The sequence below is a fragment of the Pseudomonas sp. TZ252 genome, from assembly GCF_056110345.1.
The window spans coordinates 83808-102891 of record NZ_CM148566.1 but is presented as its reverse complement, the minus strand read 5'-3'; the positions used below and the strand labels follow the sequence as shown (position 1 = coordinate 102891).

The following is a 19084-nucleotide window of genomic DNA, read 5'->3' as shown; positions in this document are numbered from 1 at the left end:
CGACGCTCTGGCCTCCGCCTGCGGCGCTGGCCAGAGTCCCGGTTTTGGTCTATCGATCGTGGTTCCTGAACCAGGCGACGATCATTTCCCTCAAACGCTCCCCGGAAAAGCTCGCGAAATGCCCGCCATGCACGGTGCGCACCGGTAGCTCGCGCAGGCGCGCGAGGCTGGCGGCATAGTCGTCGAGGTTGGAATGATAGGCGTCCTCGACCAGCGGACCGTCGTAGACGATGTCGCCGGAAAACAGCGTCTGTGTCGCCGCTTCCCACAGGCTGATGCCGCCCGGCGAGTGCCCGGGCGTGTGCAGCACCTGCAGCACGCGGTCGCCGAGATCGAGCACGTCGCCTTCGTCGATCAGTCGGGTCGCCGGCGCTGCTCGCACCCGGTATTCGGCGTAGCACAGCGGGCACTCCGGATGCGCCTCGAACATCTCGTCGCCGACATAGGCGCGCGCCAGGGTGTTGTCGCCGTCCGGCGCGGCGAGGATCTCCGCCTCGGCCGGATGCGCCAGGCGCTCGGCGAATTCGTGGTGGCCGGCGATATGGTCGAAGTGGGTGTGGCTGGCCACCGCCAGCAGCGGTCGTTCGGTGAGCCAGGGCAGTTGCTCGCGCAGGCTGACCAGACCGGAGCCGCTGTCCACCAGCACGTCGCGCTCGCGGCCCTGGACATGCCACATGTTGCAGCGATATAAGGGGCGCACGTAGGGCTCGTGGATCAGGCTGATACCGTTGTAGAAGTGCCGGGTTTCGAACCAGCGGTCGCGGCTGACGATTCTCATCGCGGTCTCTGTCGGTGGAAAGGCTATCCCAGGAGGATAGGCGTTCAGGGTATGACCTTGCCCGGGTTGAACAGCCCGCTGGGGTCGAGCAGTTCCTTGATCTGCGCCATCAGCGCGAGCTTCAGCGGATCGGCGTAGCGTCCCAGGGCTTCCTTCTTCTCCAGGCCGATGCCGTGCTCGGCGGAGATCACGCCAGCGCATTCGCCCAACTCGCCGTAGAGGATTTCCTCCACCGCCTGGTGCAGCGGCAGCAGCGGGACGTCGGCGGCGAGCATGACGTGCAGGTTGCCGTCGAGGAAATGGCCGAAGAGGAAGACCTGCATGCCCTTCACCAGGTCGTCCAGGCGCCGCCGGATGCGCTCGACGTAGCCGGCCAGGGCCGGCACCGGCAGCGATACGTCGAAGGACAGGCTGTCGACGCCGGCGTGGATGGCCGCGTCGGAGTCTTCGCGCAGGCGCCAGATGGCCAGGCGCTGGGTTTCGTTGGCGGCGAGCAGGGCGTCTTCCACCAGCCCGTCCTCGAAGCAGCCTTCCAGCAGGGCGGTGAGCGCCTCGCCGGCATCCAGGTGGCGGTCCTCGGCCAGTTCCACCAGCAGGTAGAGAGGGCAGGGCGCCAGGCTCGGCGCGCTGTCGCCCATGGGTGCGGCGGTGCATTGCAGGTAGTCGTGCCAGAGGATCTCGCAGGCGAACAGGCGTTCGGCGTGCTCGCGGCGCAGGCGCGCGGCGATGGTGATCGCCGCGTCGACGTCGGGCAGGCCGAGCAGGGCGGTGGCGCCGGGACGCTGCAACGGCTCCAGGCGCAGTACCGCACGGGTGACGATGCCGAGGGTGCCTTCGGCGCCGACGAACAACTGCTTGAGGTCGTAGCCGGTGGTGTTCTTCAGCAGCCCGCGCAGGTCGCTGTAGACGCTGCCGTCGGCGAGTACCGCTTCCAGGCCGAGCACGCGCTGGCGCATGGTGCCGAAGCGGAAGGCGCGGATGCCGCCGGCGTTGGTCGCGACCAGCCCGCCGACGCTGGCGCTGCCGCGCGCGGCGAGATCGATGCCGGGGTCGAGTCCGGCCTCGGCGGCCAGCGCCTGAGCCTGTTCGAGGGTGACGCCGGCGTCGAGGTCGAGGGTCTGGCTGGCCGCATCCAGCCGATGTATGCGGTTCAGCCTGCGCAGCGAGAGCAGCACGTCGCCGGCTTGCGCGGCGCCGCCGCCGACCAGGCCGGTGAGTCCGCCCTGGGGTACCAGGGCGCGTCCCGCCTGGCGGCACAGACGCACCACGGCGGCGACCTGGTCGGTGCTTTCCGGCAGGACCAGGAAGCTTCCGGCGAGGTTCTGCGGATGGTAGCCGGGGTCCTGCCCGGCGAGCGCGGCACTGTCGCGCACGCCACGGGCGCCGAGGATCTCGCAGAGGGAGCGGTAGAGTTCGGAATCGTCCATGGCGGGCTCCGGGTCAGGGATGGAAGGGCGCGGCTTGCAGCACCTCGACGATCAGCGGACGGTCCGCCGGGGCGCCGCGCAGCAGTTCGCGCAGGTGCTCGAGATCGCGCGCGCGTTCGGCGGCGCAGCCGAAGCCGCGGGCGATGGCGAGGAAGTCCGGGGTGTAGATATCGACCCCGAGCGGAGTGATCTCGCGCCGCTCCATGTAGCGCTTGATCTCGCCATAGCCGTGGTTGTTCCACAGCAGCACGACGATGCCGACCTTGGCTTCCACCGCGCTGGCCAGTTCCGGCAGGGTGAACTGCAGGCCGCCATCGCCCATCAGGCTGACCACCGGGCGTCCCGGCTCACCGAGCTTGGCGCCGATGGCGGCGGGCAGGCCATAGCCGAGGGTGCCGTAGCCGGTGGAGGCGTTGAACCAGCGGCGCGGCTCGTCGAGATCGACCAGGTGGTTGCCGCTGTAGACGGTCTGGGTCGAGTCGCCGACGAAGCGGGCGTCCGGCCACTCGGCGAGGATCGCGGCGAACAGCTGGCGATAGTGCGACCAGCCGGCGAAGTCTTCGGCCAGGCGCTGGCGCACGGCGGCGGCGCGCCGGGCCCCGGGGCTGTCCGGCGAGGCCTCGCCGCCCGGCAGTTCGGCCAGCAGCACGCGCATGGCCAGCCGGGCGTCGCTGTGGATGGCCAGGCTCGGCGTGTAGTTGCGCATCAGTTGCTGCGGGTCGATGTCGATGCGGATCAACTCGCCATCGAGGGCGAAGCCGCCGTCGAACACCACGTCGTAGTCGGTTTCGCCCAGCTCGGTGCCGATGGCCAGCACCACGTCGGCCTCGGCGGCCAGCTCGCGTACCGGCACGCAGGACTGGTTGCTGCCCAGCAGCAGCGGGTGGTCGGCCGGTAGCAGGCCCTTGGCGTTGATCGTCAGGGCGGTCGGCGCGTCCAGCGCGGCGGCCAGGGCACGCGCTTCGGCGGCGGCCTCGACGCAGCCGCCGCCGAGCAGCAGCAGTGGCTTCTTCGCGTTGCGCAGGCGCGCTGCGGCCTCGCGCAAGGGCGCGAGGGCCGGCGCCGGGCGGCTGGCGACGGTGCGTGGGCGCAGGGCCAGGTGTTCGGCGGGAGCGGTGATGACGTCGAGCGGCAGCTCGATGTGCACCGGCCGCGGCCGCTCGCTGTCGAACACGGCGAAGGCGCGGGCGAGCACCGCCGGCAGCTCCTCGGCGCTCATCAGGGTATGGCTGAAGGCGCAGACGTTGCCTACCAGGTTGCGCTGGTTCGGCAGCTCGTGCAGGTAGCCGTTGCCGTGGGCCAGGCGCGCGCGTTCGTTGACGCTGGAGATCACCAGCATCGGAATCGAGTCGGCGTAGGCCTGGGCCATGGCGGTGAGGATGTTGGTCATCCCCGGGCCGGTGATGATGAAGCACACGCCGGGCTTGCCGGTGACCCGTGCGTAGCCGTCCGCCATGAAGCCGGCGCCCTGCTCGTGGCGCGGGGTGACATGGCGGATACGGCTGCCGGGCAGGCCGCGATAGAGCTCTACGGTATGCACGCCGGGGATGCCGAAGACGGTCTCGACGCCCCAGGCTTCGAGTTGCTTGACGAGGAATTCGCCGCAGGTGGTCATGGCCGTTCCTTTTTCATGTTCTCGGGAATGGAAAAGGCGAGGGAAAGTCCCTCGCCTGTCGGGGTTGTGCCTGGTTCAGGCGGCGCTGGCGACACCCGTCGGGCGCCGCGAGAACAGGCTGACCAGGACGAAGCTGAGCAGGCCGACCGCCAGGCTGTAGTAGATCGGCGTATTGGCGTCGAGGCCGTCCTTGATCATGAACACCAGCACGGTAAGGAAGCCCAGGGTCATGCTGGTGATGGCGCCGGCGGTGGTGGCGCGCTTCCAGTAGATCGCGCCGATCAGCGGGATCAGCATGCCGCCTACCAGCAGGTTGTAGGCCACGGTCAGGGCGCTGATCACGTCGCTGACCACCAGGGCGATGCCGAGCACTACCAGGCCCAGCAGCAGGGTCGCGATGCGGTTCTCGTGCACGTCGCCGTTGTCGGACTGGCCGCGGCCGCGGCGCAGGCGCGGCAGCAGGTCCTGGGTGACGGTGGTGGACGCCGCCAGCAGGCCGGCGCTGGCGGTGGACATCAGCGCCGCCAGGGCGGCGGCGATGACCAGGCCGCGGATGCCGTTCGGCAGGCTGTGCTCGACCACGCTGGCGAAGGCGTTGTTGACGTTCTCCAGGTCCGGCAGCAGGACCTTGGCGGCCATCCCGATCAGCGCTCCGGCCATGCCGTAGAGCACGCAGTAGATACCGGCGGCGGAGCCGGCGACCTTGGCCACGGTCTCGCTGCGGGCGGTGAACACCCGCTGCCAGATGTCCTGGCCGATGAAGATGCCGAAGAAGTAGATCAGGAAGTAGGTGACGATGGTGTCCCAGCCGATCGCGGTGAAGTCGAAGTAGCTGGCCGGCAGCTTGGCCACCAGGGCGTCCCAGCCGCCGGCGTCGTTGATCGACAGCGGCATCAGCAGGAACACCAGGCCGACGGTCATGATCAGGAACTGCACGATGTCGGTCAGGGTCAGCGACCACATGCCGCCGATGGTGGAGTAGAGCACCACGACGCCGCCGCCGATCAGGATCGAGACCCAGAACGGCAGGCCGAACAGGACCTGCATGACGGTGCCGATGGCGATGGTCGAGGTGGCGCCGATCATCAGTGCGTAGACCAGCATGATCAGGGCGCTGGCGTGGCGCGCGGCGGGGTTGTAGCGACGCTCCAGGACCTGGGTGACGGTGTAGATCTTCAGCTTCAGCAGCGGCTTGGCCAGGAACAGGCTGAGGCCGACGATGCCGAGGCCGATCGCGCCGCACAGCCAGAAGCCGGAGATGCCATGGACGTAGCCCAGGCGCACGGTGCCGATGGTGGAGGCGCCGCCGAGGACGGTGGCGGCCATGGTTCCCAGGTAGAAGCCGGGGCCGAGGTTGCGGCCGGCCACCAGGTAGTCGTCGCGGGTCTTGGCGCGGCGCATGCCGTACCAGCCCAGCGCGATCATGCCCGCGGCGTAGATCAGAACGACGAATATGTCGAGGGCCATATCAGGTCTCCCAAGTTTCTCATTGTCATTGTTGTATCCGGCGAGGCGCCGGAAGCGCGGGACGCTGGCGTCCCGCCGTGTGTGTCCCCCACCTCAGGCGGTGGCTATCGCCGGTGCCCTCCGCGTGCCGTGCGCGCGCACCCAGCGCGGTCCTCGCGGGCCATAGACGCAAGGCGGTTCCGGGAACAGGCGCAGCAGTGCCAGGTAGAGCAGGGCGGCCAGGCCGAGGGCGACCGGCAGGCTGAGGTCGATGCCGCCGGCCAGTTCGCCGAGCGGACCGACGAATTGCCCCGGCAGGTTGACGAAGGCCAGGCCGGCTGCCGCGCTGGGAATCCAGGCACCCATTCCGCGCCAGTTCCAGCCGTGCTCGAACCAGTAGGCGCCGCCGCGCTGGCCGCGGGTGAACACCTGCAGGTCGTCCGGGCGGTAGAAGCCGCGACGGGTCAGCAGGCCGATCAGCATGATCACCATCCACGGGGTGGTGCAGGTGACGATCAGCACGGCGAAGGTAGAGACGCTCTGCACCAGGTTGAAGGCGAAGCGGCCGACGAAGATGAAGCCGATCGAGGCGACCCCGATCAGCACCGTGGCCTGCACCCGCGAGAGCAGGCGCGGGAACACGCTGGACATGTCCAGCCCGGTGCCGTACAGCGAAGTGGTGCCGGTGGACATACCGCCGATCACCGCGATCAGGCATACCGGCAGGAAGAACCAGCCGGGAGCGATGGCCAGCAGGCCGCCGACGTAGTTGTTGGCAGCGATGTAGTCCGGCGCGCGGACGGCGACGATGGTCGCGGTGGCGAGGCCGAACAGGAAGGGAACCAGGGTCGCCAGCTGCGCGCCGATCACCGCCAGCATGATCCGTGCCTGCGAGGTCTGGCGCGGGATGTAGCGGGCCCAGTCGCCCAGGAAGGCGCCGAAGGAGATCGGGTTACTCATGGCCAGCAGGGTGGCGCCGATGAAGGCGGCCCAGAAGCCCGGCTGGCCGAGTTGCACGCTGCCGGCGTAGGCGGCGTCGAAGGGGCCGGCGAAGGCGAACAGGCCGAGCAGGAACAGCAGGCTGGCGGCCCACACGGCGATCCTGTTGACCAGCAGCATGAAGCGGAAGCCGTAGATGCATACGGTCAGCACCAGCACGGCGAACAGGCCGTAGGCCAGGCCCAGGTTCAGTTCGCTCTCTTCCAGGCCGACCAGGCGCCGGGCGCCGCCGACCAGGGCATCGCCGGAACTCCACACCGAGAGCGAGAAGAAGGCGATGGCGGTCAGCAGCGAGAGGAAGGAGCCGACGATGCGCCCGTGCACGCCGAAGTGCGCGCCGGAGGAGACCGCGTTGTTGGTGCCGTTGAGCGGGCCGAACAGGCCCATCGGGGCGAGGATCAGCGCGCCCAGCGTGACGCCCAGCAGGATCGCCCACAGCCCGGCCTGGAAGGACAGCCCGAAGAGCACCGGAAAGCTGCCGAGCACGGCGGTGGCGAAGGTATTGGCGCCGCCGAAGATCATGCGGAACAGATCGACCGGCGTGGCGTTGCGTTCGTGGTCGGGAATCTGTTCGACCCCGAAGGTTTCGATGCGTGTGATTGCGTGTTGGTTATTGTTGTTATCCATGACGTTCTCCCGGGAGAGCTAGCTAGTCGATGGCAGGTACTCCGGCATCGCCGACAAGTGCTCATGGCAGGCCAGCCAACGGCCTTCTTGTTGTTCTAGGCGGAACAGGATGGTTTCCCGTTCCCGGTTCAGGCTTTCCGTTCCCTGGAGGCGCAGCCGGGTGGCGACATCGTGGCTGAAGATCGCCAGGTCGCCTTGCAGGCTGACGCAGGTATTGCTGGATTCGCACGCCAGCACTTCGAAGCCGTCCTCGCGTCGCCAGCGCTCCCACAACTTGCGGTAGGCCGCGCGCGAGCGCAGCGGCTGAGGCCAGTTGTGGAAGATGAAGCTGGCGTCCTCGCTGAAGGCGGCGAAATAGGCCTCGGCATCGTTGCGGGCGAAGGCCGCCACCAGTCGGCGGGCGGCCTCCAGCACCTGTTCGACGCGGTCGTCGGTCATGGTCGCGCTACGGCTCAGCGACGCACCACGCCCGGGAGGACGCAGAGCATTTCATAGAGCAGGTTGGCGCCCAGCAACGAAGTATTGCCGGTGGTGTCGTAGGGCGGCGAGACTTCGACCAGGTCGCAGCCGATCAGGTCCAGGCCCTGGCAGCCGCGGATGATTTCCATCGCCTGGATGGTGGTCAGGCCGCCGATTTCCGGGGTGCCGGTGCCGGGCGCCCAGGCCGGGTCGATGCCGTCGATGTCGAAGCTCAGGTAGACGGGGCCGCCGCCGACCTTCTCGCGGACCTCGGCCATCAGCGGCTCCAGCGACTTGTGCCAGCACTCCTCGGCCTGCACCACGCGGAAGCCCTGCTTGCGGCTCCAGTTGAAGTCCTCGGCGGTGTAGCCCTGGGCGCGCAGGCCGATCTGCACAACACGGTCGCAATCCAGCAGGTCTTCTTCCACCGCGCGGCGGAAGGTGGTGCCGTGGGCGATCTTCTCGCCGAACATGTGGTCGTTGACGTCGGCGTGGGCGTCGACGTGGACCAGGCCGACCTTGCCGTGCTTCTTCTTGATCGCGCGGAGGATCGGCAGGGTGATGGTGTGGTCGCCGCCGAGGGTCAGCGGGAGGATGCCGTGACCGAGGATGCGGTCGTATTCCTGCTCGATGATGCGCACGGCTTCCAGCAGGTTGAAGGTGTTGATCGCGACGTCGCCGATGTCCGCCACGTTCAGCGAGTCGAAGGGGGCGGCGCCGGTGGCCATGTTGTAGGGACGGATCATCACCGATTCGGCGCGGATCTCGCGGGGGCCGAAGCGGGTACCGGAGCGCAGGGAGGTGCCGATGTCGAGGGGCACGCCGACGAAGGCGGCATCGAGGGCGTCGAGTTCGGCGGGGGACTGGACATGGGGCAGGCGCATCATGGTGGCGATGCCGCCGAAGCGGGGCATTTCATTGCCGCCCAGGGGCTGGTGGAGATTCTTGTCCACGGGGTGGCCTCACGGTCGTTGTGGTTGTTTTAGGGGTCGGATGGATTCTCTTCACAGCCGGTAGCGAGTCAAATCGCTGGCTACAAATAATCAGTTCAGAGATTTCTAAACTAACGGCGAAGCGGCTAGACTTCGCCGCCGAGCCTGGACGGCGGCCTTTGCCTCGGCCCGCAGTCCGAAATCCTCGCCCGCAAACCGGAGTCGCCGTGTCCAACGCCTTGCCCGACCTGCGCCTGTTGCGCATCTTCGCCGCGGTGGTGCGCCACCAGGGCTTCGCCGCCGCCCAGCAGGAGTTGAACCTGTCGACCTCGGCGATCAGCACCTACATGAGCCAACTGGAGAACCAGCTCGGCATCCTGCTCTGCCACCGTGGCCGCGGTGGCTTCAGCCTGACCAGCAAGGGCGAGCTGTTCCACCAGGAAACCTTGCGCATCCTCGGCGAACTGGAAGGCTTCGAACGCTACGCTCTGGCGTTGAAGGGCGAGCTGCGCGGCACCCTGAACCTCGGCGTGCTCGATTCCACGGTGAGCGACCCGGCGCTGCCGCTGGCCGAGGTGATCGGCGCCTTCAGCCGCGAACACCCGGCGGTGCACCTGCACCTGCTGGTGCAGAGCCCCTACGAACTGCAACTGAGCGTGCTGGAGAACCGCCAGGACCTGGCTATCGGCGCCTTTTCCAGTCGCATGAACGGACTGGTCTACCAGCCGCTGTACCGCGAACAGCACTGGCTGTACTGCAGCGACCGGCATCCGCTGTTCGACGGGCGGAGAATTCCCGCCGATCTGATCACCCAGCAACGCATGGTCGGCCGCGGCTACTGGAGCCAGGCCGAGCTGGCTCGGCACGGATTCAAGCACAGCGCGGGAACGGTGGAGAGCATGGAGGCGCAACTGATCCTGATCCTTTCCGGCGGCTACATCGGTTACCTGCCGGAGCACTACGCTCACCCGTGGGTCGAGCAGGGGCGCCTGCGCGCCCTGCTGCCGGCGACCTTCGGCTACCAGGCGCCATTCTCCCTGATCCTCCGTCGCGGCCGCTCGCGCGAGCCGCTGATCCAGGCCTTCCGCGACCAGTTGCGGACGCAGATGAGCCTGGCCTGAGCCCTAGAGATCGGCGTTGAGGGTGCGCGAGAACTGCTGCACCGCTTCTACCACCTTGTGCGTGCTCTCGCGGATGCCGAGGATCGCCGCGCCGGCCTCGTTGGCCAGCTCCACGCCGCGCCGCGCCTGTTCCTGGCTGTGCTGCATGTCGTCGATGACGCTGCGGGTGCCGGTCTGGATGCGACCGATCATGTCGGCGATCTCCTTGGTCGACTTGCTGGTGCGTTCCGCCAGTTGCCGCACCTCGTCGGCCACCACGGCGAAGCCGCGACCCTGGTCGCCGGCGCGGGCGGCCTCGATGGCGGCATTGAGGGCGAGCAGGTTGGTCTGCTCGGCGATCTCGCGGATGGTGTTGACGATCGAGGTGATCTGTTGCGAGTGCTGTGACAGTTCGCCGATGTTCAGCGAGGAAGCATCCAGGGTATTCGCGATCTTGAGCATTTCCTCCACCGCGCTCTGGATGATCAGCGCGCCGTGTTCGGCGACCGTGCGGGTCTCGGTGGACAGGGTATGGGCCTGGTGGGCGTTGTCCGCCTCGGCCTGGTAGCGGCGCATGCGGTCGCTGACATCGCTGGCGAACTTGACAACCTTGTAGAGCTTGCCGTCGGCGTCGTAGACCGGGTTGTAGCTGGCTTCCAGCCAGACCGGCTGGCCGTTGCGGTGGACCCGGCGGAACTGCCCGGTGACGTACTCGCCGCGGTTCAGGCGGCGCCAGAGGTCGGCGTACTGCGGGCCGTCGCGGTAGCCCGGTTCGCAGAACTGACGGTGGTTGGCGCTGGCCAGCTCGGCCCGGCCATAGCCCATGGTGGCGAGGAAGTTGTCGTTGGCCGCGAGGACATTGCCGTCGAGGTCGAACTCGATCATCGCCATCGAGCGGGACAGGGCATCCAGCTTGCTCTGCATCTCGTGTTCCTGGTGGACGATGGCATCGATGTCGCTGGCGTACTTGACCACCTTGAGCAGTCGACCCTGCCCGTCGCGTACGGGGTTGTAGGTGGCTTCCAGCCAGAGTGGCCGGCCCTCGCGGGTAATGCGCTTGCAGCGGCCGGAAAAGTGTTCGCCGCGCCGCAGGCGTTCCCAGAAGCGCCGGTAGTCTTCCGATTGCGCGTAGGCGCCGTCGCAAAGCTGGCGATGCGGTTTGCCGAGGATCTCGTCGCGGCGGTAGCCCAGCAGGGTCAGGAAATTCTCATTGGCATCGGTGATATTGCCGTCCGGATCGAACTCCACGCGCGCCATGGAGCGGTCCAGGGCCGCCATGTGCAGGCGCTCGGCGGCGAGTTGCTGTTGCAAGTCGGCGTTCATCTGTCGGTACTTGCGAGTGAACATGAGAAAAATCCTTGGATAGAGAGAGGGGCTCATCCCTGTCTTCGGCGCCGATGGGCGGGAGTTGAGAGGGTGGGACGATTGTATTTTTTCATCGAATGACAAAAAATCGTCGTTATTCTTAATGGGTGAAACAAATTACCGCCATTCGTCGGAAATATGACGTTTTTGCGAGTGAGAGGAAGCCCCTCCGCCTGTGGCACACTGGGCCCCTTCCAGGAGTCGTCCCATGCCACGTATCCGCTGCGAGCGTTGCGCTCGCCCCGCCAGCCATTGCCTCTGCGCGCTGATTCCCTCCTTGCCGTCGCGTACGCGGGTGCTGGTCCTGCAGCACCCCAGCGAGGTCGGGCACGCGTTGAATACCGCAGGATTGGCCGTCCTCGGCTTGTGCAATGCGGAGCTGCGGGTTGGCGAGCGTTTCGCCGAGGAGACCTGGCGGGTACCGGGCTACCGGGCCTGCCTGCTGTTTCCCGGCGAGCAGGCGCGTGCGCTGGCAGAGATGGCCGCCGAGGCCGCCGGCGAGCCCCTCCTGCTGGTGGTGCCGGACGGCACCTGGCGCAAGGCGCGCAAGCTCCTGCACCTGAACCCGGCCCTGGCGGCCCTGCCGCGGGTGAGCCTGGCCGAAGGCATGGCGTCGCGTTATCGCCTGCGCAAGGCGCCGGGAGAGGGCGCGCTGTCGACCATCGAAGCAATCGCTGCGGCGCTCGACGAACTGGAGGCGCCGCGTACCCACGAAGCCTTGCTGAAACCCTTCGATGCCCTGATCGAGGGGCAGATCGCGGCGATGGGCGAGGACACCTATCGGCGCAACCATCTCAGCCAGGAGCGCCGCCGCCGATAGCGGTCGAGCAGTTCCGGGATTGCCGTTTCGCGCCAGAACTCCGGGCTGACCATGCCGCTGGACATGCCGCCGTGGGCGTGGCGCGCGAGGTAGATCAAGGCATCGTATTCCAGCGGATGGCCGCTGAGGCGCTCGAAGGTCTCGCCGAGCAGGTGTTCCAGGGCCGCTGCGGAAGCCGGCCAGGACGCGTCCGCCAGTTGCCCGGCCATTTCCTGCCAGAGGTAGGGGTCGCCACGGCCGCCCCAGCGCGAGGGTTCCTGTTCGAAGAGTTCGGAGATGCGCGGTCTGGCCATGTCGGTCGGTCGTGTCTGTCGGAAACGAAAAGTATGCCCGATTGGCAGGGCCGCATGGGCGGAGTAGACTGCCGCGGTCTTTCCTTCCGTACGAGGTGTTCGTCCGATGCGCAATTGATGCTGCCGTGTCTGCACGGCCGGTTTTCCGTCCCTGGCCCGAGGGCCCGGGGGAATGCATGGCATCAAGGGGGTATCCATGACGAAGACGTCGACCCTGACGCTCGATGGCGTCTCTTTCCAGCTGCCGGACGGCAGCCTTCTGTTTTCCGATCTCGACGAAACCTTCGACACCCGGCACACCGGGCTGGTGGGACGCAACGGCGTAGGCAAGTCGCTGCTCGCGCGCCTGCTCGCCGGACACTTGCAGCCGTCCAGCGGCAGCGTCCGGCGCCAGGGGCGCGTGCGCTACCTGGCGCAGCAGCTCGAACCGGCCGACTACCCGACCGTCGCCGATCTGGCCGGCGTCCGCCCATGGCTGGAGGCGCTGGCGCGGATCGAGGCGGGTAGCCTCGACGCCGCCGACTACGAATGCCTGGGCGAGCGCTGGGACATCCGCCAACGCCTGGCCGACGCCCTGGCCGCCGAGGGGCTCGGCCATCTCCGCGCGGACACCCCGAGCGAACGCCTGAGCGGCGGCGAATGCATGCGCGTAGCGCTGCTCGGCGCATTCCTCGACGACGCCGACTTTCTCATCCTCGACGAACCGAGCAACCCTCTCGACGGGCCGGCACGCGCTTTGCTGCGGGCGCGCCTGGCGGTATGGGACGGCGGCCTGCTGCTGGTCAGCCATGACCGCGAACTGCTGGAGGGCATGCAGCGGATCGTCGAGCTGTCGACCCTCGGCCTGCGCAGCTATGGCGGCGGCTATTCCTTCTACGCGCAGAGCCGGGAGGAGGCGCGCGAGGCCGCCGAACGTCGCCTGGACCAGCGTCGTCTGGAGCGCAAGCGGCAGACCCTGGCCATGCGCGAACAGCAGCAGCGCCAGGAGCGGCGCCAGGCCAGCGGCCGGCGCGAAGGCAAGACGGCGAACCAGGCGAAGATCCTGCTCGGTGGGTTCAGGGAACGTAGCGAGGTCAGCGCCGGCAAGCTGCGCAACGCCCACCAGGCGGAGCGCGAGCGTCTCGACCGCGAGGTGCGCGAGGCTGCCCGGGAGGTCGAGGAGGCGTCGCCGCTGCTGCTCGATTCGCCCGATGCCGAACTGGCGGCACAGCGCCGGATCGTCGAGTTGAAGGGCGCGGTCCTGCCGCATCTGCGCGGGCCGTTGCGCGAAATCGACCTGCTCCTGAGCGGTCCGCGACGGCTGGCGCTGGTCGGCCCGAACGGCAGCGGCAAGTCGACCCTGCTGCGGCTTCTGGCCGGGCAACGGGCGCCGCTGGCGGGAACCTGCGCGGTGACGGTGGGCGCCGCCTATCTCGACCAGCGGCTGAGCGTGCTGGACCACGGGCGAGGCGTGCTGGAGCAGTTGCTGGAGGTCAATCGCAGTCGCGGCGAAAGCTGGCTGCGCACGCGCCTGGCGCAACTCGGCTTGCCGGCTGAACGGCTCGCCCAGCCGTGCGCGACGCTGAGCGGCGGCGAACGCCTGAAGGCGGCCCTGGCCCTGGTGCTCTACGCCGACCGGCCGGCGCAGCTGCTACTGCTCGACGAACCGGACAACCACCTCGACCTGGCTGCGCGGCAGGCCCTGGAAAGCATGCTCGGGCAGTACCGTGGGGCCTTGCTGGTGGTGTCCCACGACCCGGTGTTTCTCCGGCGACTGGCGCTGGATGGCGAACTGCGGGCTACTGCCGCGGGTTGGCGCCTGGAGGACCGATGAGCTGGCCATCCGCCGCGACCTGCAGGAGGCTGACTCCGCCGTGGCTGAAACCGATGGCGAGGAGTTTGTCGCTGACTGCCAGGCACAGCGGTATGGCGTCTGCCGTGCGGTAGCGCCAGCGACATTCGCCGCTGGCGAGGTCGCGTACCTCGACCTGACCATCGACCAGCGCCAGTGCGATCCATTGTCCGCCGGGCAACGGCGCGAAGGCGCTGACCTGGGCGGACAGGGTCGCGCCCCAGAGCGTGCCGCGGCTCTCCAGGTCGTAGCAGGTCAGGCGCTGGGTACCGTAGGCGTGATGCGGCGAGTTGTAGACCTTGGCGTTGAGCAGCAGGCGATTGCCCAGCAGGCAGCCGTGCAGGTTGTTGAAGTGCTCCGGGTGGCGCTCCAGGCGTAGCACTTCGCGGGTCTTGAAGGTCTGCGGGTCGAGGCGGAACAGGCCCTTGTCCTGGTGCTGCTCCGGCGGATTGCCGGCCAGGTAGAAGAAGGCTTCGCCACGGTCGATGCGCAGATGGTGGTTGAACAGGTCGTAGTGTCCGAGACGGCGCCTGTGGATGATCCGGCCGGCCGGGTCGAGCACGAGGTCTTCCAGGTCTTTGCCCTCGAGGGCGATCTGGCGGGCGAGAAAACCGCCTTGGGCGGATTGCGCCAGCAGATGGCGGCAGTCGCTCAGGAGCAGCGGTTGTCCCGGTGTCAGCGGCACCTTGAACAGTCGCTGGGCGGCATACCCGAGTTGCAGATTGACCAGCAGGCTGTCGTCCGTGGCGTTATGGAAGACCTGCAGGCACTGGCCCCGTTCGGCCAGTTCGAAGCTGCGCAGGCTGTCGTCGGCCAGATTCCAGAGCTCGAGCCGGGGGTTGGCGCGGGCGATGGCCAGGCGTTGGCCGTCGAGAAAGCACAGGTCCCATACCGGTGGACGATGCAGGAACCGCCGATCTTTGCCCAGGGCTAGGTTTTCCAGGATCGGCAGCGCTGCTTCGCGTTGTGTCGAGGCAGGGTAGAGGGCCCAGTCGAAGGGCAGGCGGGTGCCGGGCAGGTCGTCCAGCACCAGTGGGGCGTCGACCGGAAAGGCTAGCGAATGGCGCTGGCGGAACAACGGTCGGTCCTCCAGGTCGTCGCTGGGGGCGACGGTGAAGGTCAGGCGCCGGCCGTCGTCCTCGAAGTCGCAGGCGAGCACTTCGCGGTTGTCGGCGAGCAGCGATTGGGTCTTGCCGCTCGCGTAGTCCCAGGCCAGCAGACCGCCTTCGAAGAAGGCGCCGCCGTCGTAGCGTCCGCCGCCGATCACCAGTACGGGCCGGCTCGGGTGCCAGGCGATGGCGTTGAGCGGAAAGCCCAGGTCCGGCAGGACGGCGATGCATTCGAGGTCGCCGCCGCGGTACAGGCGCAGGCTCTGTTCGTAGACGTCGAGCTGTCGGCCCGGGTGTTGCCCATGAAAGGCGCTGGCCACCGCAAGGAGCGCGCCGCCGGGAGCCTGGAACACGGCGTAGGGCTCGCCGATGTCGGCGAAGGCGCAAGCGGGCAGCCTGCGGCCGGAAGGAAGCGGGGAGTTGGGCATGGGCGATACCGGGAAAAAGAGTCGGGCGCAGTGTCGTTCATTCGTCGTTTCGGGAAAAGCATGGGAAGAGCGGCTGTTCCGACCGGTCGTTTTCTTCTAGGATGGCGCTCCCTTCCTCCCTCGTCGCCGCCGCTGTGCACCGTCCATGCGTTGATTCGCGCCACGGGCATCCAGGCGACGAACCTCAGCGTGGCGCCCGGCCTGGCGGTCGCGGCTGCCTTTCGTTCTACCTGGAATCTTTCGGATAAAGGAATCCAGCATGCACATTCGCAAGCGCGTCGACGCCGACAACACGGCATTGGTCGACCTGTGGGAACGTTCCGTCCGCGCGACCCACGACTTTCTCAGTGAAGCGGACATCGTCGAGCTTTACCCACAGGTCCGCGACCTGTACCTGCCGGCCGTCGAGGTCTGGGTGCTGGTCGACGACGACGGCGTGGCCCAGGGCTTCATCGGCCTGAACCAGGCGCATGTCGAGATGCTCTTCGTCGAACCCGGGCTGCGCGGCCGGGGTATCGGCCGACGCCTGCTCGATCATGCGCGGGCGACCTGGCCGCGCCTGAGCGTCGATGTCAACGAGCAGAACCCGCAGGCCTGCGGCTTCTATCGACACTATGGGTTCCGCCAGACCGGCCGCTCCGCGACCGACTCGGCGGGGCGGCCGTTCCCGCTGCTGCACATGAGCCTGTAGGAGGACGCGGCACCTCGCCCTGTGGAGCGAGGTGCCGCGCAACATCCGGAAAAGTTTTCCCCGGCCAGATGCTTTCAACTGCAAGCATCCGTTTGAGACAGGTCAAACGTTGCGGCGCAGGCCTGCCCGATAGTTCTGTTCATCAGAACGAGGCGCAGGAATCCCATGAACGGCATCCCACCCCTGTCTTCCCGCGACGCCCATGCCAGCCCGCCGCAACGGGTGCTGGAACGATTGCACAGCTCCGCCGCCGGCCTGGACGCGGACGAAGCCGCCCGCCGCCTGGCGGCGCACGGCTACAACCGATTACCCGCGCCGAAACGCCAGGGGCCGCTGCTGCGCTTGCTGCGGCAGTTCCACAACGTCCTGCTGTACATGATGCTGTTCGCCTCGCTGGTCACCGCGCTGCTCGGCTTCTGGGTGGACAGTGCGGTAATCCTCCTGGCGGTGGTGGTCAACGCGCTGATCGGTTTCGTCCAGGAGGGCAAGGCGGCCAACGCGCTGGACGCCATCCGCGACATGCTTTCGCTGCATGCCCTGGTCCTGCGCGACGGCCAGCGCCAGGCGCTGGACGCCGAACGCCTGGTACCGGGCGACGTGGTGCTGCTGGCCTCCGGCGACCGGGTGCCGGCCGACCTGCGGCTGTTCGAAACGAAGAACTTCCATGTCGACGAGTCGGCCCTGACCGGCGAGTCGGTGCCGGTGGAGAAGGGCTGCGTCGCGGTGGCCATCGACGCGCTGCTCGGCGACCGCCGTTGCATGGCCTATTCCGGCACCCTGGTGACCAGCGGCCAGGCGCGCGGAGTGGTGGTCGCCACCGCCGGGGATACCGAACTGGGCCGGATCGGTACGCTGTTGCGCGAAGTCCGCACCCTGGCCACTCCGCTGCTGCGACAGATCGCCAGCTTCAGTCGCTGGCTGGCCCTGGCGATCCTGCTGCTGGCCGGCGCCACTTTCGTCCTCGGCACCCTCTGGCAGGGCCAGCCGATGGTGGACATGTTCATGCTGGTGGTGGCGCTGACCGCCTCGGCGATTCCCGAGGGACTGCCGGCGATCATGACGGTGATCCTCGCCCTCGGCGTACAGCGCATGGCCCGGCGCAACGCCATCGTCAGCCGCCTGCCGGCGGTGGAGACGCTGGGTTCGGTGACGGTGATCTGCTCGGACAAGACCGGCACCTTGACCCGCAACGAGATGACCGTGCAGCGTATCGTCACCGCCGACCAGGTAATCGAGGTCAGCGGCGCCGGTTACGCCCCCCTGGGTGGTTTCAGCCACAACGGCGAAGGCCTCGATCCCGCCGGACGCGACGATCTGCAGGAGATCGGTCGCGCGGCGCTGTTGTGCAACGAGGCGCGCCTGCACCAGGAGGGCGAGGCATGGCAACTGGAGGGCGACCCCACCGAAGGCGCGCTGCTCAGCCTCGGCCTCAAGCTGGGCCTCGATCCGCAGGCGCTGGCGGCGGAACGGCCACGCAGCGATGCGATTCCGTTCGAGTCCGAGCATCGCTTCATGGCCACCCTGCACCACGACCACGCAGGCCAGGCGATGGTCTACCTGAAGGGCGCGCCGGAGCGCATCCTCGACATGTGCGAGGCTGAACGGGTGGGCGACTCGGTGCGGCCGCTGGACCCGGACTACTGGCGGCGCCTGGCCACCGACACCGCCGCTCGCGGCCTGCGCCTGCTGGCCATCGCCCGACGGGCGATGCCGGCGGAGCAGCGCACGCTGGATTTCGCCGACGTGGAACATGGCTTCACCCTGCTGGCCCTGGTGGGCATCATCGACCCTCCGCGCGAGGAAGCCGTGGCCGCGGTCGCCGAATGCCAGGCGGCGGGTATCGCGGTGAAGATGATCACCGGCGACCACGTCGACACCGCGCGGGCGATCGGCGCCATGCTCGGGATCGGCATCGACCGGCCGGCGCTGACCGGCGCGGAGATCGAGTTGCTCGACGACCAGCGCCTGCGCGAAGTGCTGCCGGGCGTCGATGTGTTCGCCCGCGCCAGCCCTGAGCACAAGCTGCGCCTGGTGCAGGCCCTGCAGGCCAGCGGCGAGGTGGTGGCGATGACCGGCGACGGGGTCAACGATGCGCCGGCGCTGAAGCGCGCCGACGTCGGCGTAGCGATGGGCAACAAGGGCACCGAGGCGGCCAAGGAGGCGGCCGAGGTGGTCCTCGCCGACGACAATTTCGCCACCATCGCCAATGCCGTGCGCGAGGGAAGGGCGGTCTACGACAACCTGAAGAAATTCATCCTCTTCATGCTGCCGACCAACGGTGGCGAGGCGCTGATCGTGATCGCCGCGATCCTGTTCCAGTTGACCCTGCCGATGACGCCGGCGCAGATCCTCTGGATCAACATGGTCACCTCCAGCACCCTGGGCCTGGCGCTGGCCTTCGATCCGGCCGAGCGCGGCCTGATGCAGCGTCCGCCGCGTCCGCCGGCGGAGCCCCTGTTGTCGCTGTTCTTCGTCTGGCGGGTGCTGCTGGTCTCGCTGCTGATGATGGCGGGCGCCCTGGGCCTGTTCCTCTGGGAGCTGGAGCATGGCACCGGGCTGGAGAGCGCGCGGACCATGGCGGTGAACAGCGTGGTGGTGTGCGAGATGTTCTACCTGCTCAACAGCCGGCATATCTACGATTCGGTGCTCAGCCGCGAGGGCCTGTTCGGCAACCGCCAGGTCTTGCTGGCGATCGCCGCCTGCGTGGTGCTGCAACTGCTCTATACCTACGCGCCGCCGTTGCAGGCGCTGTTCGGCTCGGTCGGCCTGGCCCCGGGCGAGTGGGCGCGGGTGCTGCTGGCCGGGCTCGGCCTGTTCTGCGTCGCCGAACTGGAAAAGTGGCTATGTCGCCGGGTCCGTGCCCGGCAGGCCTGACGCCGCGAGGTCGCCCCCTTGGCCGTGGCGCTGTGCCTTTGCCCGTGCGCCGCGCACAGACGTCTGCGCCTCGGATCGCCCGGCCGAGAGCGGTCGCACGCGTGGCGATGGGCCGACAGTGAACCCGGGGACCAGGTGTGACTGGGTATTCAGTTCGCATAAAATGTGATCTAGATCACATTTAAACGTTTGCTTACCCTCTAGGACGGGTATCGTACTAGGTGCATCAAACGCTGCGGTCTATTGTTAAGTGGGACTGAAATGTGCCTTTCCGGCACAACGCCAACTCT

The 19084-nt window shown here is 67.9% G+C and carries 15 protein-coding genes; 5 read left to right on the top strand and 10 right to left on the bottom strand.

The window, feature by feature from the left end; translation table 11 throughout:
• Nucleotides 1–49: 49 nt before the first annotated feature.
• From ACYAF3_RS00490 to speB, 7 genes are all read right to left on the bottom strand, one after another.
• Nucleotides 50–778 carry an MBL fold metallo-hydrolase gene (locus ACYAF3_RS00490; RefSeq protein ID WP_073658646.1) on the bottom strand — a complete coding sequence of 243 codons (729 nt, stop codon included), beginning with the start codon at nucleotides 776–778 and terminating at the stop codon, nucleotides 50–52.
• A gap of 44 nt (nucleotides 779–822) precedes the next feature.
• The gene (locus ACYAF3_RS00485) at nucleotides 823–2205 is read right to left on the bottom strand and encodes an FAD-binding oxidoreductase (RefSeq protein ID WP_004348900.1); all 1383 of its coding nucleotides are present in this window, start codon (nucleotides 2203–2205) and stop codon (nucleotides 823–825) included.
• A gap of 13 nt (nucleotides 2206–2218) precedes the next feature.
• The gene (locus ACYAF3_RS00480) at nucleotides 2219–3820 is read right to left on the bottom strand and encodes a 5-guanidino-2-oxopentanoate decarboxylase (RefSeq protein ID WP_003122953.1); all 1602 of its coding nucleotides are present in this window, start codon (nucleotides 3818–3820) and stop codon (nucleotides 2219–2221) included.
• Between the two features lie 75 nt (nucleotides 3821–3895).
• Nucleotides 3896–5287, bottom strand: a complete 1392-nt coding sequence (locus ACYAF3_RS00475) for a sodium:solute symporter family protein (RefSeq protein ID WP_003100479.1) — start codon at nucleotides 5285–5287, stop codon at nucleotides 3896–3898.
• A gap of 93 nt (nucleotides 5288–5380) precedes the next feature.
• On the bottom strand, nucleotides 5381–6892 hold the full coding sequence (locus tag ACYAF3_RS00470; RefSeq protein WP_003112429.1) for a purine-cytosine permease family protein: 1512 nt from the start codon (nucleotides 6890–6892) through the stop codon (nucleotides 5381–5383).
• An 18-nt stretch (nucleotides 6893–6910) separates the two neighbouring features.
• Complete coding sequence (locus ACYAF3_RS00465) at nucleotides 6911–7330, bottom strand: YybH family protein (RefSeq protein WP_003112430.1); 420 nt, start codon at nucleotides 7328–7330, stop codon at nucleotides 6911–6913.
• Nucleotides 7331–7344: 14 nt separating this feature from the next.
• Nucleotides 7345–8304: an agmatinase gene (gene speB, locus ACYAF3_RS00460; protein ID WP_003082966.1), complete on the bottom strand. Its 960-nt coding sequence runs from the start codon at nucleotides 8302–8304 to the stop codon at nucleotides 7345–7347.
• Nucleotides 8305–8510: 206 nt separating this feature from the next.
• Here speB and ACYAF3_RS00455 point away from each other — a divergent pair, with 206 nt between their 5' ends.
• On the top strand, nucleotides 8511–9404 hold the full coding sequence (locus ACYAF3_RS00455) for a LysR family transcriptional regulator (protein ID WP_073658516.1): 894 nt from the start codon (nucleotides 8511–8513) through the stop codon (nucleotides 9402–9404).
• A gap of 3 nt (nucleotides 9405–9407) precedes the next feature.
• Here the strand turns inward: ACYAF3_RS00455 and bdlA are convergent, their stop codons facing one another.
• Entirely contained in the window at nucleotides 9408–10661 is a 1254-nt protein-coding gene (bdlA, locus tag ACYAF3_RS00450) for a biofilm dispersion protein BdlA (RefSeq protein WP_003082971.1), read from the bottom strand.
• A gap of 295 nt (nucleotides 10662–10956) precedes the next feature.
• On the opposite strand from bdlA, the gene ACYAF3_RS00445 reads away from it, so the two are divergent.
• Entirely contained in the window at nucleotides 10957–11568 is a 612-nt protein-coding gene (locus ACYAF3_RS00445) for a tRNA-uridine aminocarboxypropyltransferase (RefSeq protein ID WP_003082973.1), read from the top strand.
• Here the strand turns inward: ACYAF3_RS00445 and ACYAF3_RS00440 are convergent.
• Nucleotides 11526–11861: a hypothetical protein gene (locus ACYAF3_RS00440; protein ID WP_003100463.1), complete on the bottom strand. Its 336-nt coding sequence runs from the start codon at nucleotides 11859–11861 to the stop codon at nucleotides 11526–11528. The two genes, ACYAF3_RS00445 and ACYAF3_RS00440, sit on opposite strands and share 43 nt — an antisense overlap.
• A 196-nt stretch (nucleotides 11862–12057) precedes the next feature.
• On the opposite strand from ACYAF3_RS00440, the gene ACYAF3_RS00435 reads away from it, so the two are divergent.
• Nucleotides 12058–13674, top strand: a complete 1617-nt coding sequence (locus ACYAF3_RS00435; RefSeq protein ID WP_073658518.1) for an ATP-binding cassette domain-containing protein — start codon at nucleotides 12058–12060, stop codon at nucleotides 13672–13674.
• Here ACYAF3_RS00435 and ACYAF3_RS00430 read toward each other — a convergent pair.
• Entirely contained in the window at nucleotides 13640–15229 is a 1590-nt protein-coding gene (locus ACYAF3_RS00430; protein ID WP_003100461.1) for a hypothetical protein, read from the bottom strand. The two genes, ACYAF3_RS00435 and ACYAF3_RS00430, sit on opposite strands and share 35 nt — an antisense overlap.
• Nucleotides 15230–15488: 259 nt before the next feature.
• Here ACYAF3_RS00430 and ACYAF3_RS00425 point away from each other — a divergent pair, with 259 nt between their 5' ends.
• Complete coding sequence (locus ACYAF3_RS00425) at nucleotides 15489–15920, top strand: acetyltransferase (RefSeq protein ID WP_003082981.1); 432 nt, start codon at nucleotides 15489–15491, stop codon at nucleotides 15918–15920.
• A 165-nt stretch (nucleotides 15921–16085) separates the two neighbouring features.
• The gene (locus ACYAF3_RS00420) at nucleotides 16086–18794 is read left to right on the top strand and encodes a cation-transporting P-type ATPase (protein WP_003116553.1); all 2709 of its coding nucleotides are present in this window, start codon (nucleotides 16086–16088) and stop codon (nucleotides 18792–18794) included.
• Nucleotides 18795–19084 lie beyond the last annotated feature (290 nt).